20 protein-coding genes and 1 pseudogene are annotated in these 24,696 nt (G+C 38.4%); 4 read left to right on the top strand and 17 right to left on the bottom strand.

The genetic code is table 11. The annotated features are described in order from the left end of the window. Window positions 1-159 precede the first annotated feature (159 nt). Together ADU23_RS24050 and ADU23_RS24045 are read left to right on the top strand one after the other, a co-directional pair. Window positions 160-1,039: pseudogene (locus tag ADU23_RS24050) on the top strand (IS110 family transposase); the annotation flags it as partial. Window positions 1,040-1,198: 159 nt separating this feature from the next. After that, window positions 1,199-2,464 carry a hypothetical protein gene (locus tag ADU23_RS24045; RefSeq protein WP_053376063.1) on the top strand — a complete coding sequence of 422 codons (1,266 nt, stop codon included), beginning with the start codon at window positions 1,199-1,201 and terminating at the stop codon, window positions 2,462-2,464. 351 nt (window positions 2,465-2,815) lie between these two features. Here the strand turns inward: ADU23_RS24045 and ADU23_RS34335 are convergent, their stop codons facing one another. From ADU23_RS34335 to ADU23_RS24025, 5 genes are all read right to left on the bottom strand, one after another. After that, complete coding sequence (locus tag ADU23_RS34335; protein WP_442950621.1) at window positions 2,816-2,905, bottom strand: hypothetical protein; 90 nt, start codon at window positions 2,903-2,905, stop codon at window positions 2,816-2,818. A gap of 23 nt (window positions 2,906-2,928) precedes the next feature. Next, complete coding sequence (locus tag ADU23_RS24040; protein WP_053376062.1) at window positions 2,929-3,393, bottom strand: hypothetical protein; 465 nt, start codon at window positions 3,391-3,393, stop codon at window positions 2,929-2,931. After that, window positions 3,350-5,440, bottom strand: coding sequence for a site-specific integrase (locus tag ADU23_RS24035; RefSeq protein ID WP_053376061.1), 2,091 nt, complete (start codon window positions 5,438-5,440; stop codon window positions 3,350-3,352). The genes ADU23_RS24040 and ADU23_RS24035 overlap by 44 nt, the downstream gene beginning before the upstream one ends. Before the next feature lies 1 nt (window position 5,441). Continuing rightward, window positions 5,442-6,707, bottom strand: a complete 1,266-nt coding sequence (locus tag ADU23_RS24030; RefSeq protein ID WP_082311187.1) for a tyrosine-type recombinase/integrase — start codon at window positions 6,705-6,707, stop codon at window positions 5,442-5,444. Between the two features lie 216 nt (window positions 6,708-6,923). Next, window positions 6,924-7,916: a DGQHR domain-containing protein gene (locus tag ADU23_RS24025; protein ID WP_053376060.1), complete on the bottom strand. Its 993-nt coding sequence runs from the start codon at window positions 7,914-7,916 to the stop codon at window positions 6,924-6,926. Between the two features lie 131 nt (window positions 7,917-8,047). Between ADU23_RS24025 and ADU23_RS24020 the strand changes: the two genes are divergently transcribed. Next, entirely contained in the window at window positions 8,048-8,386 is a 339-nt protein-coding gene (locus ADU23_RS24020) for a helix-turn-helix domain-containing protein (RefSeq protein WP_053376059.1), read from the top strand. A 397-nt stretch (window positions 8,387-8,783) separates the two neighbouring features. Then, window positions 8,784-10,079: a hypothetical protein gene (locus tag ADU23_RS24015; protein WP_053376058.1), complete on the top strand. Its 1,296-nt coding sequence runs from the start codon at window positions 8,784-8,786 to the stop codon at window positions 10,077-10,079. Between the two features lie 560 nt (window positions 10,080-10,639). Here ADU23_RS24015 and ADU23_RS24010 read toward each other — a convergent pair. From ADU23_RS24010 to ADU23_RS23960, 12 genes are all read right to left on the bottom strand, one after another. Next, on the bottom strand, window positions 10,640-12,394 hold the full coding sequence (locus ADU23_RS24010) for an ATP-dependent helicase (RefSeq protein ID WP_053376057.1): 1,755 nt from the start codon (window positions 12,392-12,394) through the stop codon (window positions 10,640-10,642). Beyond that, complete coding sequence (locus ADU23_RS24005) at window positions 12,387-14,471, bottom strand: ATP-dependent nuclease (protein WP_063846092.1); 2,085 nt, start codon at window positions 14,469-14,471, stop codon at window positions 12,387-12,389. The genes ADU23_RS24010 and ADU23_RS24005 overlap by 8 nt, the downstream gene beginning before the upstream one ends. A 1,572-nt stretch (window positions 14,472-16,043) precedes the next feature. Further along, window positions 16,044-16,541, bottom strand: a complete 498-nt coding sequence (locus tag ADU23_RS24000) for a DUF1854 domain-containing protein (RefSeq protein WP_053376056.1) — start codon at window positions 16,539-16,541, stop codon at window positions 16,044-16,046. Window position 16,542: 1 nt separating this feature from the next. After that, window positions 16,543-18,777, bottom strand: a complete 2,235-nt coding sequence (locus ADU23_RS23995) for an ABC transporter ATP-binding protein (protein WP_053376055.1) — start codon at window positions 18,775-18,777, stop codon at window positions 16,543-16,545. A gap of 37 nt (window positions 18,778-18,814) precedes the next feature. Next, complete coding sequence (locus ADU23_RS23990; RefSeq protein ID WP_053376054.1) at window positions 18,815-19,258, bottom strand: hypothetical protein; 444 nt, start codon at window positions 19,256-19,258, stop codon at window positions 18,815-18,817. Next, window positions 19,251-19,529, bottom strand: coding sequence for a PqqD family protein (locus ADU23_RS23985; RefSeq protein WP_053376053.1), 279 nt, complete (start codon window positions 19,527-19,529; stop codon window positions 19,251-19,253). The genes ADU23_RS23990 and ADU23_RS23985 overlap by 8 nt, the downstream gene beginning before the upstream one ends. Beyond that, window positions 19,526-20,320, bottom strand: coding sequence for a hypothetical protein (locus ADU23_RS23980; RefSeq protein WP_053376052.1), 795 nt, complete (start codon window positions 20,318-20,320; stop codon window positions 19,526-19,528). The genes ADU23_RS23985 and ADU23_RS23980 overlap by 4 nt, the downstream gene beginning before the upstream one ends. Before the next feature lie 100 nt (window positions 20,321-20,420). Beyond that, window positions 20,421-20,567 (bottom strand): hypothetical protein, encoded by a 147-nt coding sequence (locus ADU23_RS32930; protein ID WP_157265932.1) that lies wholly within the window; start codon window positions 20,565-20,567, stop codon window positions 20,421-20,423. Window positions 20,568-20,703: 136 nt separating this feature from the next. Then, window positions 20,704-21,861 carry a nucleotidyltransferase domain-containing protein gene (locus tag ADU23_RS23975; RefSeq protein ID WP_053376051.1) on the bottom strand — a complete coding sequence of 386 codons (1,158 nt, stop codon included), beginning with the start codon at window positions 21,859-21,861 and terminating at the stop codon, window positions 20,704-20,706. 804 nt (window positions 21,862-22,665) lie between these two features. Continuing rightward, complete coding sequence (locus ADU23_RS23970; protein WP_053376050.1) at window positions 22,666-23,241, bottom strand: TetR/AcrR family transcriptional regulator; 576 nt, start codon at window positions 23,239-23,241, stop codon at window positions 22,666-22,668. Window positions 23,242-23,390: 149 nt separating this feature from the next. Next, entirely contained in the window at window positions 23,391-23,813 is a 423-nt protein-coding gene (locus ADU23_RS23965) for an organic hydroperoxide resistance protein (RefSeq protein WP_442950658.1), read from the bottom strand. Window positions 23,814-24,101: 288 nt separating this feature from the next. Next, a complete protein-coding gene (locus tag ADU23_RS23960; RefSeq protein WP_053376048.1) occupies window positions 24,102-24,641 on the bottom strand; it encodes an NAD(P)H-dependent oxidoreductase in 540 nt (179 codons plus the stop codon). Window positions 24,642-24,696 lie beyond the last annotated feature (55 nt).

Below are 24,696 nucleotides of genomic sequence, written 5' to 3'. Positions count from 1 at the left end.
CCAATTAGGATTCCTCTAGAGCGTTAATTTCCAGCTATGCAAAAAAAAAAGCGCCTCGGTACGATGGAAGTACGCAACGGGTCATAGCCCTAAAAATTCCATCATCCAGGAGGACGCTCTACTATGAAGTTTAAATCGCAAGCGAGATAAAATCAACTCATTGAAAAAATTACCGCCCAGCATCTGGTCGTATGAATCGACATCGCCCAGCAAACGCATGTCGCACGTGCGGTTAACTTTCGAAGAATTGTGGTCGGTAACCCCCTTTCCTTCTCGAACGATGAAGAAGGTTTTCAAATCCTTCTAAAGTGGATCCAATCGATACAATCCTTTTACGCTTTAACATCAGCTATTGTTGGCTTGGAGCCTACCGGGCACTACTGGTTTAACTTATCCAACTGGCTCTCGGATCACCAGTTTGAAGTCGTCCTTGTTAATCATCTCAAAAAAAAAATAAAGAGAACCGCGACAATATGCCATCCAAGAATGACAAAAAAGATGCCTTAGTCATCGCTGACATGGTTAAAAACGGCATTACTCGTTCATTCGCAACACACCGGAAGCCTTTGAAGAACTACGTGTCTTTCTCTCAAACCGTGACTGTCGTCAGGAGACTCGTTAGTGCGAAGAACCAAATCCATCGCGGGGTAGACGATGTTTTCCCTGAGCTGCGTTTCGTATTCGAAAATATCATGTGTACCGGCTCATTGGCCACACTTCGTCTTTTCCCTACGCCCGAAGTATTGTATAAATTAAAGCCTCGAGACGTTATTCAAGGCTGGAAATCACTTATGAAACGGCATTCTGGTAAACCAATAGCTCGTGCTCTTATTCTCTAGCTAACCGTTCTGTAGGTTCTAAGCAAGCATCGCAAGTCTACCAACTTCACTTGAAACAACTTCTCGAAGAGTACGATCTTGCTTGCCTGCAGCTAAAATCAGTAGAGACAGAGATTATTGCCGTTTTAGAGCGTATTCCATTTGCGGAATCCATGCTTGCTGTCAAAGGGATTAGTGCCATTTCACTAGCAGGCATTCTAGTTTAGTGTTCTTAATTAGTTTAATTATCAATCTCCACATACGGATTACAGGATTGAATACTCGTCCTCATCACTTTAAGATTTTGTATAGATTGTATAAAGGAAATCAAATATACTTGAGAAGATAAAATAATAACAATAAAAAAGGTGAATAACTTTATGTCTATGTTTAAGAATGTCTTCCCTAATCTCAGTGTTTTAGCATCATATCATCCAATAAGCCAAGTTATGGTTTTTGAAAATATGTCTCGAAAAGATTTTAATGCTGCCATTGATAATCCATTTGACCTGAATAATCTAGATAATGCAGCGCTAATAGCTCATGAAACTTCGCATTTTATAGATCACATCGCAACTCTATATGGTCAGAAAATGTTGCTTGAAATATACAATGCATTTGATGCAATAATATCTGGAAATGAATTCCTATACTGGCATGCAATAAAACTCAAAGATACTCTTCATAGAAATAAGTACGAATTATATTATAAAGAATACAATAAAGATTACATAGAAACTGATTCAAAAAGTTATAACTGGTCATTTTCGAACTCAATCGGATTAAGATTCGATTCGAATGGTAGAATAGACCCTGATAGGCCAATAATTTTTAACCTCTTCAAATTCAAAAACCAATTCTTAGCCAGAATACCACTTTCACTTGAGGCACTTTGGGAAGCAAATGCTGTGGCATCCGAAATTCAGATAAATACTGCTGCAATTCGCTTAATTCAAAACAATGATGAGAGACTAGTAAGTTCTAGGTTGATGGAAAAGAAGTATAATGATTGGATTTATACACCTGAATTATTGACTTATTCTACAGCAACACATATTGTTTCTTCCAGGTTAAATTTAGGGGATATATTCAGTGCTTCTGTTGCAACAAAAGCACTCTCAAGTATAAGTCTTAACATGCCTGATAAATTCTATTCCCATATAAAAATTCCGAAATCGATTAGTTTGCCGCCGAATAGAATCAATGGCATGATGAAGTCTAATGATCCCTCTACTTTGTTTTACTTAATGGTTGTAAATGTCCAGGAATCAGGCGAAGGTATTTTTTTGGATAACAAGATTGAGGTCGATACAGAAAAAATATTACGAATAAACAATTTACCTAGTTCGAAGGTTATGAAGGATCAGGTATTAATTGAAATGATGGCTTTAGAATCTCAGACTCTATCTGGCCCATTTTGTGATATTTTTGAACATATGAGAAGAAATGGACAACTTATTTTTGATGCGATAGGCATTGATAGCTCAAATTCAAGCTACGGTTATACACAAATTGCTAGAGATTCGTTAAACCTTTGTGGGTTAGAAGAGTTATTGGATGAAGATAATAAAATTGTAAAAAAACTAAAGGATATTGATGAGCTTGAAAAAAAAATTAGTTTATTTGTTCATGCTTGTGGGTATTAGTTATGATTCCACTTGGGATGCCACCTAATCCTACAGAATCCGTTTAATTATTAAGAACCTCCAATCCCTTCATATGACTGTGATTGGAGGTTTTTTTGTCCATCGGATATTATCGAGTAACCTATAGAAACCTACAGAAATTACCGGTGGACAGCTCATTATGAACTCTTTTCAGAAATGTTCATGGAACAGATCACAGACATTTGCTTAGCTAACGAGTACCAGAAGAGAGAAAATTGTTCAGACTACTTATGACTATCTAAGGAAGGTTAAGTTGTATTTATTATTTGATGATGATAAAAACAATAAGAAGTCAACCCCCATCACACGAGGGCTGGACGTAAGAAAAAGTTAATTTGTTGAAGTCCATTCTGATAGTTCTTCATAGTCCATAAGATTCCCTATTCGTTGTATGTAATCATGTCCTCCATCAATGCTCACATTTCCGAATTGGGTCCTACAATTTATTTAAACGCATTAAATTGATTTTTTAACCAGGTTTGATTTTGTTCAGCAATGAATTGTTCAGCATTAAGCAGTAACGTAACAAGCTCAATCTTTGATAGTTGTAGGTATCTTCTTTTAACTCGTTCAATATCTCTATCTAATTTTAAATGGTTAAAGTCTTTTTCAATTATTTTTATTTTTTGTGTTTTTACTTTCTTCCCCCTACTATTACATTTTTCTAAATAGTATCTGTATAAATCTTCATTTGTTTTAACCGTATTTGGGTGAAATCCCCTCTTTTCTTCATCAATTGCAGTTGCTCGTTCAGCAATTTTTCGGAAGGTTGGTTTTATTTTCTCTTTTAATAAAGAATCGATTGCTGCAGAACCCAATTTAAAGGTCCGTTCCTTCTTTGCAGCATAGTTTTTTTTTAGACCTTTAACCTCGATTTGTAAAGCGGATATTTGGTTTGTAAATTTCATCTCTTTGATACCTTTCCACAAGTTCGATTTCCTTAAGCTCATTCTTAGCACGATTTTTTGATATTTTCATCTTCTTAGCTTCCAAAAGAAGTCCTTTTTCTGTAAATATTACTTCGCTTTCTTCTGCCCATTTCAAATATGCTGTTATTTCATCTTTAAATTCTGGTCTAGGAACTTTAGCAGCGCATCCTACACATGCTAAGCGTGTAGGGCATACAGCGTCAGTTGTACAAATTCCTCCAACAACTTTTGCTTGAGTTCCTACTTTTTCAGAATAGTCCTCATAAATTTCACGAAGTTCTTCAGGTCCTCGAATCAATCCCTTTTGTATATCGATGTAAGAAGCCCAATTATCATGTAACGAGCCAATTGATTCAGTAATTTGTTGCTGTGTTGGCGCTGCATAATATGATGTTATCTCAATATCTTTTTGATGTAGGAGTGTTTTTACAATATCAATAGGCAATTTTTCTGTTTGAACAGCATGTGTTGCAAACGCGTGTCTTAATAAATGGCTCTTTACTACGACTTGAATACCTTCATTGGTTTGAATTACGATACCATGTAATAAAAAACGTAGAATCGCATTAATAGTAAATTCATTTATATGCCTACCTTGATACTGAAAAATGTACTTTTTCTTCGTCATCAAATGTTTTCTTGATTGTGACTGATACTCAACTTCTTGAATTCCTTTTTCTCCGTTTGAATACTTTAGAAGTCCTATAATCTCATTAATAAATCGAAAATTCTCCTCCGGCATATAAAAATTTTCAACATCAACTCTACCTTTTGGAATTAATCTAAAGATATAATTTTTCTTAGCAGGGGTTATTTTTTTATCCTCGGTTACAACACAACAGTCTTTATCATAACTAATTTGTAGTAACTCGTTCATTCTAGCACCTGATGATGTAAAGATATCTAATGCAAAGCGAGCAAATGTACATGCAGCGTAGATCGGCTCCAAGTTTATCAATATTTTATTAAGATTTCTTGAGTTCCTTGTAATAAAGACGCCTTGAGTAAGCAAGCCTGGATTACGATGTTTGAAAGGGCCTTGACCATCTTCAGCTCCCTCATATCCCCATTGTTTCAGGTAATTCACGATCATTTCTTTTTCCGATTTTTCTATATTTAATAATTCATTAGACCAGTCTCCAATTAGTCTATATTTTAGAATATCTAAAAACCAGGGTCCATCTCCCTTTCCACTTCCATCAAGCTTTTCGGCTTTAACAAATTCTAAGAAAAAGTCATCATATTTGCTTCCAACATTATATTCATCGCCGAAGGATTGCGTATCCCAAATTATAAAATACCATCTTTCCTTAGTGAATTCTGACTCATCATAATTAAACTCAATTGGTAATGATTTATTAAGGGTACTAGCTTCTTCTAATAACGTGTGAAAGACCGTTCTTAGTCTTTTGAGTTGATTCCACCTGAAATGTCCTTCAGCTCTTATTTCGGGTAATAGAGGGGTTATAGCGGATGTCTCATCTTTTCGAATTTGTTTTGCGTTATCTATGGCTGTCGTTCTAACTGAAAAATCACGATTATCAAAAGGCAACTTTGGAAAAACATAAGGTAATAGTTTTTCTTGTAATTGAGTCGTAAACTTTGTTGTGATCCACTTCGATATATTAAAAACAAAACTATTATAAGCTGATAAAAACATAGCTCGCTGACGTTCGCTGTGATTTTTAATAAGTTTGCCAGAGAGATATTTCTCTACAATACCGTAGTTAAATTGGGACATTACATCAATTTGTGACTCCGAGAACAGCTCTACCAAACGGGCGTTTATAGTAGATGCTAAATTATAAATCGAACTTGGTGAAAGTTGACGATCGTATACACAAATCAAAGAAAGAGCTAAATGATTATCCCATGGATTACCAACAACTTTATTCATGAAATACTTCAATACTCTTTCGTCAACTTGATCCCAATAATACTCATCTTCATAATTTGCTAAACAGAGAATTTGCTCATCAATTCTACCATATAGAAGCTTATACCATTTCTTTTCATGTAAATTCACTTTAGTCATCCATCCCATCGAAAAGATTAAGCAACCATTGATTGTCTTTATCAGTCTCGATTATTGAATTTTTCGAACTAATTTCTTTTTTATTACTTTGAACTTTTTTATTGTTTAGATAAACGGTTTCTCTTTTTGTGTAATTTTCTATCAAGTTGCTGTGAATATCTCGGAATTTTTCTTCATCGAAATAGTGCTCGTATACATTAATGGTTTCAGAATCTCTCCACTTCATATAATCAATGAGTTGCTTCTTCTTTTCTTCAATTTCAGCAACTGTAGTTGATGTTTCATAAATTCCCCTAAGCATTGAAGTAACAAACCAGTGTCTTGCCTTATGAGGATTAAGTTTTATATTGGCTGCTGAAATAATGCGGGTCCACACCCGCATAAAAGCATTGTACGTATAATCTGTTCCTCTTTGTGAAATAAAGATACATTGCTCGTCGGAGGCATTATCAAATTTTTGTGGTTCTTTTGAGTATTTAATGCGTTCTGTATTAATGTAACGTATTAGGAGTTTTAAAGTTTCTGGCGAAATTTTCAGGAATTTAATTCTTCGTTTATGACTGCCTTTATTAAAAGCAGAAAGCTCATGTTTATCAGTTCGTTTACGATAGTCACCAAATGTTAGACCAAGAATCTCTGATATTCTTGCTCCGGTTTCAAACATAAAGCGAATAATCACTTCATCACGGCAACTCCATTTTATTCTTTCACCTGCAATATAGATTTGATAGGGTAAATCTTGATCACCAATTATTTCTGGCACCCATTCATCATTTATTACTTTGAAATAAGAGTCGGTGATGCGTCTATGAACGGTCTGTAATGGTTCTTCAGTCCCTGCAAGCTTAGGCATTCGTGGTCGGTTTTCACGTTCGCCTTTCACTTGTGGCATTGAATCTTCCCAATCTAGATTAATTAATGGATTCTGATGCATATATATTTTGGATTTAACCGCAAATTTATAGAATCCTTTAATTGAAGCTAAAAACAAGTTGACTGTTTTTATACTTTTGTTAGTTAAGATGACTTTTTCAAATTTATTTTGATCTCTAACTTTACATCCCATCTCTTTTTGCAAATACTGTCTTATTACTGTTTGAATTGCAATTGGTTCGCAATCCCAGGAAACTCGGTTTCCAACATATAGACTTTTATATTTGAGCCACAAAAAATATGGTTCCAATACATTAATATAAGCAAGTGAAGTGCTATCGCTTACTCGATTAATCAAGTAGTGATAGTATTCTGTTAATGGCATGAATGGCTCTTTACAGTCATCAAAAACTATTAAGGAATATTTACTTTCTATATCTGATGGGCAAAAATAATGCGTGAATCTCCGGACCACTCTTATCCACTTCCTTCAAAAAAACACATTACTATTATAATATTTATTTACCGAGAATTAGATATGTAAATATAGCCAAAAAAGAGGACATACCTATTCGTCCTCTTTATGTTCTTTTAAGTTAATTTAATTAATCATTAATTCGACTATTTCTTCTCCCAATGTTCTTGAACCAGGAAGTCCTTTAATAAATCTCAAGGGTCCATGTGTCGACCACTCTATTTGTTTCAATTTTTTTACCTTCTTTAATAAAGCTTGATAGTCAACTTTTCGTTTATTCTCAATTAAAATACGATTCACTATCTTACCAGCAGCCATTGACAGAGCATCAAGACAAACAATGTGTGTTAATCTTTGCCCAGAATAGTCCAACCATTCAGCAGGTAAACTTTCCTTAACAGCTGAGTAATATAACAATGCTATGTTCAATTTTTCTTCCTTAGATAAGACAGTAAGTTCCGCATCTCGAAAGAAAAAAGTAAGCGTTCTGTAAATGTTTTGAAGAGTGATATGTCTACCTTTAACTCGCTTTCCAATAATGCTGCCAATATTATAGAATGGGCTCTCTCGTCTCATTAGTAATTCAGTTGCTACCCAACTTAAATCATCGGAATCTCTTCTTAAATATTTACTAAGGGACGGTCCGATACCTTTTGCTTTTGTATTAATCGTATCGAACAACTTAATTTCTTCATCATCATCCAAACAGTGGAAAGCAAGGAACGGGATACTTATTTCTGAATTTGTCTCCTGAGTATAACGTTTTATACCTCCCAAACGGTGTTGACCATCCATTAATGAGGCTTTACCTTTACATAAAAGCCTGCCAAAATTAGGACGTTGTTTGTCGTAACATGAGAACTCCCAGTTTCCACATGCATTTAATAACACCGGTGTAAACAGAGCATCTTCTCCCTTAGATAGGTATACCGCAAATTCGTGACATCTCTTAGGATCTACTGGTCTCTGATATCCTTTCCCGGATGGATCATCAAAGGGTTTAACGAATGTTAGATCTAGTGCTGTTGTAGATGCGATATGACTTTGGTAGGCGACCTTCCCCCTCATTTTATATTGCAATACATTTTCAATTACGTATTGACGAGGCAACGAATTCATAATCTCAACTCCATGAAGTTTTATTTAACTCAATATAATACTTATAAGTTTCTTTTACAATGGAATTTATAGTTAGATAGTCTGTTAGACTCCCCACCACTTTCCTAAGCTAATTAGTAGGTGGTGGTATTGTGGTAAGTTTGACAAAATTAATTGGTCAAAGAATTCGGCAACTCAGAAAAGCTAAAAATCTGACACAAGAAGAATTAGGAGAGAAAGCAGACCTTCAGAGTCAATATATCGGCGGAGTTGAACGAGGAGAACGAAATATATCATTGGAGACTTTGGAAAAGATAATTGTGGGCTTAAAAATGACACCAGCGAAATTTTTCGCTTTTTCTGAGTTAGTGCCCACCTCAACTTCGACCAAAGATGAGATTATTGAAATTTTCACTGCTGATCTAAAGAGTAAAAACTTAAAGGAAGTACAGCGTGTTTTTGAAATATATAAATTAATCTATAATAAATGAATTCACTAAAAAGGAGCGTCTACAGCACGTACTCGCTCCTTTTTTGGTGTATACTTTGACTAAGCACAAACATTGAAAATGCTTGTACTTTCAGCACTCAAATGATCAATACATATGGTGTGGTGTCCAAAGAAAATAAAGTATTAGACTTTATTTTCTTCGAACACTTTCTGAAGAGCTTTATCTTTCGCTTGTTTCATATTTTGACTATTACTCCGAAATATATAGTTGAGTAATATATTAATCATTAGCGAGAACAATTTTTGTTTGATTCATTTTTCAAATTGCAATAATGTTATCTTACAAACTATGATCAAGTAAAATAGATATGACGGAGAAGATCCGCTACCGTATAGCTAACACTTTATAAGATCATCGCACGAAAGGAACATTGCTCATGAAAATTCGGAAAGCAAACGAAGAAGATAAGCGAAACTTGATTAATTACTTCCCCAAGGACAGGAACAAGCAACTCCGAATTCTAGATTGCATCGAGGGTCTAACAGAAGAGGACATCAAGTCACTGCTAGGAAATGCGGAGTTTCTCCCACATTTCGCCTTGAAGGATTACGCTGAATCTGTATACTACGTTGGTGATGACGCTGAGGCGTTTATACATGAAGCAATAAGACGCTTCTTAGCTAAAAGAAAATTGCCTGAAGACATAAGTCGAGTCGATATTTCAAGTCTCCTTTCATTTCTCTTTTCAAAAGACCATAACACATCGTTCACTGAATATAGGGATATCATCCTTCAGTTTAGTTACAAAACGTTCAGTAAGTCTCTACAAGTACGTAAAGAATACTTAAATAAGCTCCTAGAAGAATACAATTACGTATACAAACAGAACAGTGATTTGGTTCAGAAAGAAAAACATTACTATCAGCAATTATATATTTGTAGCAATATGAAGAACCTTAAAAAGTGGAAAACAAAAGTGAAAGAATCATTAGATGAGAATAAGCTTAGATCCCATGTCTCTTGGAAGTTGTCACGCTATAACTCCCACCAATTTGATTTATTTAACAACGATCCCATTTTCGCCCCCTCAGGAATGTACTCACCAAAAATTATAGAGCAACGGTTTCGCTGGATGCAGCACATACCCGCTGGCGACTATAGGGAATTTACGCAAACGAATGATAAATCTATTTTGGCCAGAAGCATACCTAATTTCATGAGTGGATTGAAAGAATACCTAAACAGTTATGAACCCATACTAGACATTGAAATCCATACTGAAGCTATACTCGAAGCAATTAATTCTTATGAAGCTGGTTTCAAACGGGCTGCCATAACGTTACTGCTTCGTGAGAACGAAGGTCTCGTTTGGGACTTGGCTCGACAGATCTCGGATAAGCACAACATATCATTCAATAAGATAAACAAACAATTAAAGATGGAGCATTATACAAAAACAAAGGAAATAACATCACTTCCAATGCTACTAGCCATTCGTGACTGGCCACCAATTTTTAAAGGTCAACATGGGAAATTGACGTTGGGTGAAAGGTTAGGCTACCTATCAATTGATTATTCACATGAACGAAATCTCATCGTACATGGCACTAGTACTGAGTTCGATACTGATTGGAAATGGTTCGAACTTATTTCGGCCTGTCTTGACATTTTAGAGACATTTGAAGAACTTCAGGGAAGGAACCAGGAAGAGGAATTTGAAGACTTTTTTTAGACAGAGGGTAGCCTGGAGATTTCATTCTAGGCTACCTTTTTTAGTTGTGCCCTTCTCCATGTTGTAGACCAGCTGTTGCATTAAGATCTTAAATCAAGAACCTCAGTCTCAAACTTTATTTTCACTGGACTACAGTTTGTTAAATGTCTTAACTTACAAGTATATGTTGCTAGATTATAGTGTCCGAAGAAAATAAAGTTATAGACTGTCACGTCGGCGGCCAGATGCATGGCGAAGCTGTGGTTCGTGCTCATGGTTGTTCTTCCCTGAAGCGCTGGTTCAGCGATATCGGTTAGCCGGCGGCGGTGCCAGTTGACCAGCGAAGTTGCATTTGGCTTGCAAGTCTAATACTTTATTTTCTTTGGACAGTTAAGCACGATGCAGGACATGCGTTATTAGTCTAAAACTTATTTATGATAGGCTGTCGAATCTAGTATTTGAAAACCGCGTAGAAGCAACAACGTCAGTCTAGAACTTTATTTTTCTTGTACATATGGAACATTAAACTATGAGTCTGTCATTAAAAATTGCATTCTTGCAATAATTTCACTTGATAATTATTAATCCAGTACATCAGCGATTGAACATATATTTTCGTTCCCAAACCAATCTGACAATACAGATATTGCAGTATTTGAAAGTTGTTGTGTAAAGAGTAATGACAGTCTACTTTTAGGTCTTGAAACAGCTACATAGAATAAGTTTCTATTCCTCTCATAAAATTCCAATTTATTTTTTGGTATTTTATTTTCATCTGACCAGTATTGTAAAAACTGATCAAAGTTATATTGATTCCATCCTCGACCCATAACTACAAGGACATTCTCAAACTCAGCTCCTTTGACGCCATGTTTTGTCGAGAATGGTGTCCTGTCCTCAATATAATTTGTTAATGCTACGACTTCTTGATAGGACAAATTCTTTAATTGCCTAATACGTTCAAGTGACTCATTTAGCTCCAAAGAAGATTCCATAATGCATTCGGAATATTCCTTTTCTTTCTTTTCCAAATTAGCAGATAATCTTGGTCTTTCAGATAACTTGAGATGATCAATAATTTGACCTATCGTCCCGTTTGATCGAAGATTTATAAGTGTTTGCATATCTTTATTCCAACTTACCTTATCAGCTAAAGATTGAATCGAAGGTGTACGTCTGTCTAACAATTGAAACATATTTCCATATTGTTTTTTTTCATATGTATAACAAAGTGGTTCAAGCGTGTTTACGAAAAAATTAATATAATGATTCTCTTTCCTAATATAATCATCATTTCTCTGTTGAAATACTTTTGCAATTCCACTGTAACCTTGCTCACTTGCAAGTATGTTGTTTGTCAACATCAGAATTTTAGTCTTTGAAGGATCAAAATCCCATCCTTCTTTAATTAGCATCTCTCTTGTTTTAACAAGACTGTTGTGAGCTATGTCAGAGGGCAAATCTCCATTCCAATGTGCTCCAGTCAATCTTTCTCCGTTCCAATCATTGGTGTGAAAGACTCTTACAAATCCATTAGAGTTTGGATCACTAGCAGCTTGTTTTAATTCTGGTCTTAAACGATTCAAAACGTTTACTATAGCGCTATCAGAACGAAAGTTTGCTTGTTTGTTTATGAATTTTAATTTTTCATTATTGACGGTTCCAAGTCCCTCATTATAGATTTTCTGCCACCCATCACCAAAAAATCCGATAATACAGTCGCTTTTGGAATCAACAAAATATTTTAATAATGACTCTGCCAGATATTTATTCGTATCTTGGTATTCATCAATAAATATAACTGGATACTGAGATACTAGAAGTCTCCTGAATTTTGTATTCTTCATTAGTAAAATAGTTAGAGTTATTACATCGTTATGTCCAAGTGAAACTTTATCATTATCTACTCGAGGATAACCAAGTTCGTATTCAATCTTTCTATACTCGTATGCACTGGCTTCCTTTAATCGTTCATCCCACTTAGGCAATTGTGTAAGTTCATTCCAAAGCTGCTTTTGGTAATTTTTTATAATTGACCAGCAGAAACCATGAATTGTAGATGATAATACGGAAGTGTGTCCATCCACGCCTTTATTAATTTCTTCACAAGCAACATTAGTATAGGTAATACAAGCAATCTTTTGATACTTTCGAAGGAATGTTTCACCACGTCGTTTGATCAAATATTTTATGGCTTCGATTAAGGAATACGTTTTCCCTGCCCCAGCCCCAGCCTCAAGTAAAAATGATCTATTTTGTTCCAAACATTTAAATAGTGATGCAAGTGCCTTTTCTGCAGCTAATTCTGCCGGGTTGTTTGGGCTAGATTTAGTCATTCGTTTCCTCCCTGCTTACAGCTACTTCTGCAAAATTAATATTATTAGGTACAGGAGGTATTGGTACGATGGATTTTGAAACATCATTCGCCTCCAACCAAGCTAGACCATCTTTAATATATCGCGGTATATTCCATTCTGATTTATTAATTGCGTAGGTCAAAGCGAACTCAACTTTTTTAACATTTTGAACCAACGCCCAAACAAATTCTTCCTGTTCAGCAGATGATAAATCAGCATTGATTTCGAATAATTCAGGATTTGCTAACATAAAAGAATCTTCAAAACTACGACCACATGCACTATTGTCTTTTTCAGGTACTTGATACGCTATACAAAGATATCCTCGTATTTTTTCAACATTCGATTTTAAAATCAGCTCCTTAGGTTTGATATTTTCTGTTTCATTAAACCATTTCTTTTTACAAGCATTACTTGTCCTATCACCTTGTGAAACCATACATGCTCTTCTGGAATTTGAGGTATCTATTGAATCTATGTCGGTGATAATTAACGTCCTCAATTCAAGAAAATTTATCAGGTTAAAAAAATTATGTGCGTAGGCTCCACCTACTTCAATTATGGATAGATACTGACTTCCTAAATTAACTTTTCCGTTTGGAGTTTTCAACTTATCTATGATTTTAGGAAGAAGAATTCGTTCAGTAGTTCCCTCAATTAATATTGCTTTATCTGCAAAGAATAAATCACATTTAGTCAAAGTCATGTATTGTTGCAGAAAAGCAATGTCTAGTTTTAAAGGTCCAACAGCACCTTTATTTAAATCTTTTATTTTAGTTGAATAGAAATTACTCGAAGTTTGTCTTGATAGAAAATAACGAATTGCTTTAAAGTCTGCTTTATTTGCGATATGTGAAGAGTGGCTGGTTACAATAAACTGAACTGGCCAAGGTTCACCATTATTAAATTCTTTAGTGAAAACAGCTGCCAGCTGATTTAATTGTGAGATAAATACTTCTTGCATCTGAGGATGTAAATGTGCCTCTGGTTCTTCAATGTATATTAAGTGGCAAATACTGTTCGGAGTACTTGCAATAAAATCCTTATAAAACTGCAACAGTTTTAATAAAATAAATATTAAGTTTCGTGCGCCTAGACCATTGTATGACTCAGGTAAGTGAACACCGTTAATACCTAAATAACGCACTTTAGTGTGATCTTTCAAAAGTGATTCAACATTTAAAAGTGTTTCGGTTAGTAAATTCGGATCAGGCAATCCTGGATATCCAAAGAGAGAAAAAGCCGGAAGTAGTTTTGTAAGTTGTGCATTAAAATCAACATCTATTGAGTCCTGAATTGCCTCAACCGATTGTTTTAACTTATGAGTTATACTTTGATCTTTATTATTCTGATAAGTAGAATCCTTTTTAGCTGTATTAAATAGTCCTTCAAGTATTTTTCCAAGAACATCCCTTTCTTTAATTGTCATATCTCCTAGTTCCCTTTGTGCATTAATAAAACTTCCTTGAATAAGCAGTTGGAACTTTTTCCAATCAATTTTTTTTTGATTTGATGAATCGTTCGGATCAATTGCATAAAGAGAAATCTTATATAGCTTTGGTAACCGATCTTTAATGAATCTAAAAAGAAGTATCTTCTGCTCGGCTTCCGATTTATTATAATCAATGCTAATACCATCAAATAGAGTTTTTAATTTACCGTCCTCTAGTTGGTAATTAATTATGATGTGTGCTTCATTACAATCTAGATTTAAATCAATTATAAAATCAGAGAGTAACCCAGTATCTTTAGCATTTTTATAATTAATTCGAATCTTAATTTCAATTTTTGGAATGGTTTCATGAATTTCTTTCTCTGCATCTTTGTTAGTTTGAAAGACCCTAAAAGCATGCCAAAGCTGATCATGTGTAGTCAACGATAAGTCTTCTAACATGAAAGTCGGAGAAGACTCAGTAAATAATCTTCGGAAAAGCTCAGCGAGAGAGGTTTTGCCACTATTGTTTCGACCAACAATTACGGTAGTTTTATCATCAAGGGAAATATCAACATCATGTAGAAGCCGGAAATTTTTAATTTGAATACTGCTTATATGCATCAATAAGTTCACATCCTTAATTAATCTATTTTAACTTAGCTAAGTGAAGCTTCGATTCATTTATTTAGATACTATTTTATTTGTGTAGATTCCTTTGGTATTGAAAATTCAAATCATGACCAGAAATATCTCATAACTGAGTTATTTCGACAAAGCATTGGATTTTCCTTCCATGTAATTTAAAAGGCAAGCGTACTAGTTAAATAATGAAGATTTTTATATCGACACTCCATGCTCAACTTGCTTGTTTTTTCACAAGCATTCTTACTGTCATTACAATATAATTTACACTAAATTTATTAAGTTGTACGTTAAAGCGATATATCGCGAACGATGAACATTAATAAGGTATTTCTTGAAATGAAAAAACATAGAGGGAAAAGATGTAAGGTTCATATTAACAACAAAAAAGAGCCGAAAAATTGGCTCTTTCTTCATTCTAATCTATTCATAAAATATTATTGTCTGGTGCTCGTCGGTTACGGAAGGATCACTCACCATTTGATCGTAACAGTACCCTTGCCTACATGTCCAGGTACAGAGTCTCCGAAAGTCAGATTGAACGAGCCGACTATGGTCCTCTCGAACGGATGATCCATATCGATCATCAAATTTTCTGGTTCAGGCAGTAAAAGCTGTAGGCGTGGTTTTAGAACTATGTCATTAACAGAGTCTGCCCGATAGTTGATCAGGCTGTCCAATAAGCCGGAAGCCTTGTGTCTTTTTAATATCGTTCACTGTAAGTTTATCGTTAAGCGACTGGATAAAGTAAAGACATTTAAGTTGACAACTCATATTGAAATGCAAGATATAATAGGATTTTTTAGAGTTTCATTGAAATTTTGATTACATTGTATTTTGTACATATGTATATAAGCTGGACTTCAAGGACTTGCTCTGACTGGTTGTATTCTAGTATATCTTAATCCGTTGATTTTGTGCGCCTGATTGCTTAAACTTCATAGTAAAAACGCCTCCTTGATGTGTTGTTGCTCAAACTCTGCTAAATAATCGATCATTTTTTGTAATATATTCGCCTCTCTTCATGATGACTTCACCCGCAAGGGACATGTATAAGCGGGTCCCTGCGGGTGCATTTTAGACTCAGTTAGCTCACGGTCTGCAGCCGCCTCACAGGTCCTTCAATTTGTAGATGTGGTGAGAGAATTTTCGCAAACCAATATTAGCGAGTCATTGCAAAAGTTTCGCATAATAAAAAGCCGCGTTAAGCGGCTTTTAGAGGGAACTGCCTTTATCAGAGTTATAATTTTCTTCCCCTTATTATTGTAACCACTTATCGTAATCGGAGGACTTTCAGGCCCATCTAATAGCGAATAGAACAATGTTTTATTATTAACTTCAATAATTTCAGCATCATATATATTTTCTCTATATTGTATAGTCACTCTCTCCGATTCAAAATCCTCAGTCGATAATAATTTAGGGCGTTCGTTATTTGTTCGTATGCGCGGTTTCTTCTCGATAAGTAGTTAACAAAAAAATCAGTGTTGTCATAAGCGTATGACCCTTTGTATTCCAAACGAATACCTCCTGACTTTTACAAACCGTTAATCAGACTAGCTTCTTCCAATATCGACGGCTTCGGGCATCCATCTGCTCCGGATCGGACAGTTCGAAGCGGCGTCCTTCATTGTCCGTTACCATCCAGCGGCTTTCCGTTACGGATTGGATATTTTCATGGAGGTTATCCATGACCAATGCTGCCGGGCCAAAATTCGTATCGACCTGCAAATGCCACTCGCTGCCTCTTTTTCTAACGGTCAGGATTTGTGTAATGACAGGAATCATATAATTTCGGTCAAGCTCTTCTCGTACCGCCTGAAAGCTATCTTCTGCGAGAAGCTTCAAATCCTGTATCATTGCAAATTCCCGCCCTTCCGCCGAGCGAACCGAGATGAACCTGTCGGGCATTGTATACGGAAAACTGCGTATAAGCGTTACGCGGGCAAAACTCTTACCTTCCTGCTCCAAATGCAAAATACCGTCAGAAGTTCGGAACAAACGGATTTGACTCAGTTCAGAGCGGTTTACAAAGAATAAAGGGTTCATCTTATCCGACCTCCGATGGTATTTTCGCCGTTTGTTTTTGCGATTCGACCAAACGATAATAATGCGTTTGTTTTGCGTAAAGCTCTTCATGCGTCCCCATTTCAACAATGCGGCCTTGGTCGAGGACTACAAGCCTGTCTGCATGACGTAGAGTGGATAGGCGATGGGCAATCGCGATGGTGGTTCTTCCCCGGATTAAGCGGTTTAGCGCTTCTTGAATTAGCCGCTCCGTCTCCGTATCAACAGATGCCGTCGCTTCGTCTAAGATCAAAATCTCCGGATCAAGCAGCAGCGCTCTCGCAATTGCGATACGCTGTTTCTCCCCACCCGATAAGCGGTGTCCGCGTTCCCCGACGCGCGTGTCGTAGCCTTCCGGCAGACGACAAATAAAATCGTGGGCATTCGCGGCATGGGCAGCTGAGATAATGGTCTCCGGCGGGCTATCCGGACGGCCGTAGGCTATGTTCTCGGCAATCGTACCATCGAACAAAAACGTCTCCTGAAGCACGACGCCAATATGCTGCCGTAGGCTCTCTTGCCGGATATCTCTCAAGTCGTGCCCGTCAAGCGCAACGCTTCCGGCATTCGGATCATAAAACCGGCAAATCATGTTTATGAGAGTCGTTTTCCCTGCACCGGAGCGGCCAACCAGCCCGATCATTTCACCTGAACGTATGGTGAGGTTAATATCTTTTAGCACCGGTCGTTCCACTTCATACCCGTATCGTACACCATGAAAGCGTATCTCGCCAGAAACGGAAGAAAGCTCTACCGCGTCCCGTTTATCAGGGACATCAACCTTGGCATCGATGATTTCGAGAATCCGTTCGGCCGAGCCTAGCGAACGGTTAAGCCAGCTTAATAGCTGCCCGGAGGCTTGAACAGGCCCGAAGAACATGAGCAAATAGGTCGTAAAGGCGGTCAATGTTCCAATAGACATGGTGCCGGACATGACCGATCGTCCTCCCAAATACCAAACAGCAATGCCGAAAACAGCCGTCAGTACCGTAAAAATCGGAGATACGCCAAGCCAAAGATTACCGAAGGAAATCGTGCGATTGATCCAATGATTATTTACCTTGTCAAAACGGTTTTTCTCGGCATTTTCCTGCGCAAATGCTTTAATGACTCGAATGCCTTGTAGCGCTTCGCCAATCACATTGTTGACATGTAAAGCGGATTGCCATTGCGAATACCAAAGCAAGCTAAGCCTCTTCCACAGCCAATAGAATCCGGCAAACAAGAATGGGGTCGGGATCAGAATCATCGCAGCCAGCTGCCAATTCAGATGGAATAGCATTAACAGGATGCCTACGACGAGCAGTATCTGAGTGACTAGATACACCATGCCGTTCGTCAAAAATTCTTTTAATTCATCGGTATCATCTTGGATGCGGCCGATAAATTGAGAGACCTGGCGGTGATCGAAGAAGCGCATCGAAAGCTTCATCAAAGCGCCGAACATATCCCGGCGGATCGCCCCTACCAGTTTCCCGCCTATTCGAACGCCAAGGTAGCTTCGAATGACTTGCATCGCAGCAGATAACACCTGTACAAAGGCCAAACTGCTTGCCAAGGCAAAAAGCACCTTCAAGCTTCCAGACGGTTTGGCCACTTCATCCACAATCATTTTGATCAAATAGGGTGGGATCACTTCAATAAATACGGATAAAACAAGCAGCAGCGCGCTTACCAGCATGGGGCTTCGGTGCGGGGTACAGTAAGCCGCTAACCTGCGCAGCATGGACCATTTGCTCCTGCAGTTTAAACACTTGCTTGTACCGGGAGAGGCAGTTTTGTCGCATTTAGAGCATCTATACGTTTCCGTACTTTCTTCTAGAGCTGGGAGGGTAAGACCTCCAGTTTCGTCCCCTTCCGCCAGCCAGTTCCTTATCGCGGGAACAGCCTGTCGGAAAGGCTCAATGTACGGAAGCGAGAATCTCGCAGCTTCTATCTCGCCATCACCGGTTATAATAAAAAACGATGCCCCGCCGAAAGCCTCGCGAACGGATACATCGATCATGTTATTCTTATGGAAGGTCATGATGGTTTTCCCTTGCCCGTCCACCATTTCCATGGTCAAAGTCTTGAAAACAACCTCGTAATGCCGAAATCGTTGTAGGGTGAAATCCATATCCGACCTTAAACGGAGCCATGGATTCTCCGCATCCTGTTGTTCGACTGCGACGCCGTTAACAGGTTTACCAGCTTCCCGCTTCGCATTCTCCGTTTTCAATTTAAAATACTCCTTTGTCAAAGTCACTCTCCGGCAGTTACGTATAACGCTCGTTTCTTTCTGCGCACCAGCGAATCACTTTATGCCATTTAGGTAAGCGCAAAGCCAGTACAGCAAGCAGCCTGGATCTCCAATGATTCGCAGCTAGAAAGCGGCTGTTACGGCGAACGCCGGACCATCGTCCCAGAATACTTGTGAACGGTAAGGGATCATCCGGCTCAAAGCATGTATCTCCCTTGAAGATAAATAATTCCTTTGAGCCGTACTGCTTTATGGCGTACAGCCGGTGTCCGATCAACGCACCTTGGTCCGTAACAAATAAACATATATCGCCAAGTTTCAATTCTTCCCGTTGCACGGGCAGGAAAGTGTTTACGTTTCCTTCCTTGATCAAGGGATACATGCTGATACCCGCAGAGGGCAGCTCGATCTTTCCGGTACGCTGGATTACTGCTGACATGACTTGCGTCAAATCATGCATTTATTAGCAGTCCAGTCTCGATCAGCATCTCAACAAACGCCTGAACGTCATCGAAGACAACTTCCATCTCAACGTCGTATTCGGTACGAACTTTTTCGGCAAGCTCTGCGACAGTTGGATATTCGGGAAGAATCGACCAAATATAGCCTCCAAGCTCGTTCACTTTCGTGATTGCGTGGGTGTCGATGTTCAGCAGCAGCCATTCGCCATCCAGCTCAGCCGTCTCGATATTTTCCCGTCTCAGCAGTGTTTGGTCTGCCAGTATCGTCATGATATCACTCCCCAAAAGGTATCGTTTTTCTGAAAAAATAGCTTATAAGCCGGTACGCCTTCTACCGCCTGCTTGCAAAGCGCAATCATCTTTGCCGTTTCCAGCTTGTTATGCTCCCAATAAAAAACCTTATCCAGCAATGAAATCAGCGCGTCGCCTTTGCGGATACCTACCCGCCTTACATCCTGCGATTGGATCAGAAAATGAATGCCTGCCAAGGGACTGCTTGGAAGCTCGCATGCTTCTTCCATTTCGCTCCGAAATGGGGAATCATGGATTGTAATCGAACCATCCGGCTCAAACAATAGGAGCGTAGCCTCATCGGAAAGAATAGGACGGGGAACGGAAAGTTCAGCTACCGTCGACTTGCCTGCGCCCGAAGGCCCGGCGAACATCCAAGCACGGTCATCCTCCACCACGCATGATGAATGGATGAGCAGCCCTGCGCGCCGATGGATCAGCCAGGCGCTGTAGAGATTGATTAAGGCGTGCTTGAGTGCAAGGTCATCGTGAACATAAATTTTTGCCTGGCTGTAATCGGGTGTTGTCACCAGCTTATAGTCCGCACGGATATAGACATATTCGCCGCCGTTCTCTTGAATCTCGACAGGACCGTCGTCGAAAGGTTTCCCGTAAAAGTCGTAGACCTCCACCTGAATTTCAGGCGCATCAAGATTTCCGCTTGCTTCAAAGGAACGAAAACGCGCGGTAAATTCATCATATAAAAAGGTAGTTTGAATTTGAAAAACGATCGAACTCCTGCCGACCTGTGTATGCAATGTATACGTCATTATGCACCGCCCGTTCTTCAGAAGTTATTCCTGAGAAGAAAAAGGAGCAAACTCGATTGTTAGCTCCGCTTCTCAGATAAAATCTTTCATTGCTTTCTAGTTAACCTCCGATATAATGCCTGCAAAACATAGGTTTAAAATTACGTTTTTGGCACCATTCGTAGCCACCGACTTTATCGCTTGGTCTTGCTGTTCCAAATTCGACAGTATGTTGCGTAAGTACTTTAGGAGCTTCATATTTTTTCATTTCATTCACCTCCTTTCAAGCAATTTATGTCATATTATAGTTATAGTCAATGATATTTATAAAATTTAGTAAAATAATACTACGTTAAAATGTATTAATACCTGCTTTTTATAAATCTAATACAAGAATATTCGAATTAATTCTTCTTTTGTTTGGCACGAATGGTTCGAATCCAAAATTGGAGTCTTCTCTTATAGATTTTGGCATAGATTTTGCTCATCGGCTCATTCGAATCCGGGACGTCTGATCTATTGGCATACTTTAATAGGTCCAAGGCATAATCTCTTGGCGGCAGCAGTAAATATCGCAGATGCGCCCACTGTTGTTTAACCGAATCATAGGCGACGAAGGCAGAAAACAGATGGAAGCCATAAAATCTCCAGTTTCTAATCCCGAATTGGGCATTTCGCATCAGTTCGATATTCCAAAGCGGCCAGCGTCTCCGTACGTTTAGCTGCTTGGTTTCATGCAGCTCGGGAAACAAATCATAGACAATTGTCAGCGCAATTAGTACCTTGGCATAGTTCCCATCGCTCTTTGCCTGTGCAAAGAGCTGGCCGTAGTCTATTTCTGCGCTGCAGCATCTCAGGACGTGCATAATATCGATAACGTACTTCAGTGATAACATATTATGGTTATAGCCATGAAGGCATAAGTAGTAAAAGGTGTCCTTGGCCGAAAGCTCCTTCACCAATTGATAGGCAGAAATCGGTTCGGCATCCATCCAAAAGCTGCTCATATCCGTATCCGAGACATGTTCGCGCAAAATATTCCAATGCAGCTCCACCCCAAGCAGCGGGAAATCCTCATTTGCATAAAATTTATTCAACAGCATATGGAAATGATCCGCATCGTCTTCTATATACCGGATAAACTCATGGCGCTCCAATAGGGAAACCGCCTTTTCCAAATCTTCTGGACGTACAAGCAGATCAATATCGGATGTTCCCCTGCCCGAAAAATGTCCAAAAAAACGTTCAGACAACCGAATGCCTTTCAGCACGATCACTTGAATTCCTGAACGCTCAAACGCATCAAGAAGCTTGTACATCTCGGAGCGGATCAGCATGTTTTGAAACAAAACAGCATCCACACCCGATTTAAGCCTGCTTTGATGCTCGGAAGGCACGGCTTCCAATAAGCCGCTGCTCTTCAATAAATAATAAACTTGGGGAGCGACTTGAAAAATATCGATATCGTCAATTGCTGCTTTAGCCGACTCCTCGGAATCAAATAACGGTTGTTGGTTTTGGTAGATCCGGCTTATAAGCGTTACCGCTTTCGAGTGTTTCATGAGCCGCTCCCTTCACTTTCGTTAATAAACTAGTTTCGGATTTATAATGTCGTTTGAGGGGGTAAGCGAACGAAGACAATTGTGAAAATTTTCTAATCTCCAAGATAAATCGGCTAACCGGTTCAAAGATAAAGCGCCTGTCTTCACCGCGCAGTAATGGCATTTCACCACCTATAAAACGAAATGACCCTCCAAAAAAAGGCAATCAGCCTTTCTAGAAAGTCTTCTTTTCTCTCTATCTGCTACCTCGTAAAACTAGGATTTAACTGCCCCGTAGACTCCTGATAAGTGCTAGGTTCTGCCCGAAAGTTAAACAGACTTCCCAATAACCAACACCCTATGTCTTTGTAGTTTCGTTCTTCGTTGAGTAATCGTTAAGTGACTGATTAAATAAAATCATATAGGTTGACAACTCATATTCTAATGCATGATGTGATAGTATTTTTTAGTGCTTCATTGAAATTATGATTGCAATGTATTTTGTACATATGTCTGTGAATCACAAATACCTCTCTTATGATCTGATTATCAATATAAATATATTGTTACACATTATATGCCGCTGTTTTCCTCAGTAAAAATAATAAGTTGTCAGAAATGAAAACCACCCGCTTTATAGTACGCAAGGTGGTTAGGCTTTATCAATTATTCATCTGATTTGATATTCTTTCGTAAGTCGGACTATCATATTAAGTATTCCAAAAATACAATACAGATTGCATGATTGAGCTGATTATTTGCTACGTATTAGCATGTTATAGCATTTCTCTCAATGTATAATGCGATTTAAAAACTAGTATCCCTTCAATTCAATATCGACATATTCGTCTCTACGATGTGTTCTAACTTTTCCTTGTCCGTGATCGATTTCACCATTACGCGAAGTCCAATTAAGGCATTATTCAAAAAAAAGGACAGCGACTCTGGCTGGAGATGCTTGGCTAGCTCTCCCGATCGCTGACCCTCCTCGATCAGGTTGCATATCAATCGTTCCGTGAAGTTCCAACTCAGTTGAACACATTCTTTGGCTTCAGCATCGTGCTGGGCCAATTCAACCGCGGTATTCGTGATGAAACAGCCGTCGGGCAACTCTTCCCGCTGTTGAATAACCATTTCGAACAGCAGTCTTATTGCTTCCTTAGCCGTATGGGTTTCCGCTAGCCTTCGCTTTACCGATTGCTCCAACATATCGGAATATCGCTTTAAGGTTTTGATATATAGTGATCTTTTATCACCAAAGGTATCATACAGACTTCCTCTATGAATCCCCATATGGGAGATAAGTTCCTGCATGGATGTCTTCTCATAGCCTTGATCCCAGAATAGATGCATCGCTTTGAGCAGTACGGCATCTTCATCGAACTCCTTGGGCCTGACCATCTTGCTCACTCCTTTCAAAATTATAATTATAATTATAATTGAAGAACGATCGTTCGAAAATGTTTTCGATCGATCATTCTTCAATCTAATGTCATTCAAGTCCCGATAGTTCTGCTAACATGGCAGGTTCTGAGATCCATGCTTAGAGATTAATCCAGCACCTTCGTGATGACTTCGATATTACCGCGGGTTGCACGTGAATATGGGCAAATATCATGTGCTTCCTCGACGACTTGTTTTGCGACACTAGATTCTACACCCTTAATCGAAATGTCCATGTTTACAGACAAGACAAAACCATCGTTTACATCCTTGCCAATCGTAACATGCGACGATATTTTAATGCCTTCCGATTTAATCCTCTTTTTTCTCAGAACAATGCCCATCGCACCTTCGAAGCATGCGGCAAATCCGGCTGCGAATAGCTGCTCAGGATTGGTTCCATATCCGCCAGGTCCTCCCAATTCCACAGGAACTTTTAAATCTATTTCTAGAACACCGTCACTGGAAACCGCTTTACCTGCCCTTCCGCCTTCTACTAATACGGTAGCCGTATACAATTCCTTTTCCATTTTATCCATCTTGGCTGCTCTCCTTTACAATGTAGAACTCTTAGATGCTTCACTCTTGCTATCTTACCCATTAAATATAACAGTTTATGAATGATCGTTCCAAAATAATTACTGAACGAATCGTTCTCGTTTTTAAATGATAGATCTTTCTCTTTGCCGTTATGTTGTCGATGTTGCCATAACCTTCCTATGAACGCTGCTTCCACCTGTTATTACAAATACTTTTCCCTGCGCGGACTGATTGTTCTAACAACCGTGTCTATGAATACGTCGATACTCAACCGTTTATTATTTGACCACGAATGGCTTTACCGTTTTAATATGCTGAACGTAATCAAGACTGCTTTTCACTAGTCGTTCTTCTGTAACATCGGTAGTGTCGTTTAGTGAAAAGTGTGGAAGATACGAAGCGCTAATAAAATGAGCCAGTGCTTCGATCGGCCGCAAAATTTCTTGCAGAGTAAAGCGATTGAATCCGTTTGCTTGGTACGATTCAGCAGTACCGAAAGTTGAAATAGCGACACCGATTTCTTTACCTGCTGTTTTAGTGCCTTCTGGACCAAACGCCCAACCATACTGCAATACGGAGTCAAACCACTTTTTTAGCAATGATGGCGTGCTGTACCAATAAAGCGGAAATTGGAAAATAATGCGGTCGTGTGACTCGATAAGCTGCTGCTCTTTAGAAACATCAATGTTTTCATCCGGATATGATTTGTATAATTCATGAATTGTAATATCATCATGCTTTTGCAATTCCTTTACCCATGATTTATTCCAGCTAGATCCTTCAATGTTAGGATGAGCAACGATGACTAACGTTTTCATTTTCTTAGCTCCATTCTTGATTGTAATAAAATTCAGTAGCAGATGAGAAATTGAA

It is taken from the genome of Paenibacillus sp. FJAT-27812 (assembly GCF_001273905.1).
Lineage (GTDB): Bacteria > Bacillota > Bacilli > Paenibacillales > Paenibacillaceae > Pristimantibacillus.
Note: the sequence above shows the minus strand (reverse complement) of the source record. Positions and strands in the feature narration are given on the sequence as shown.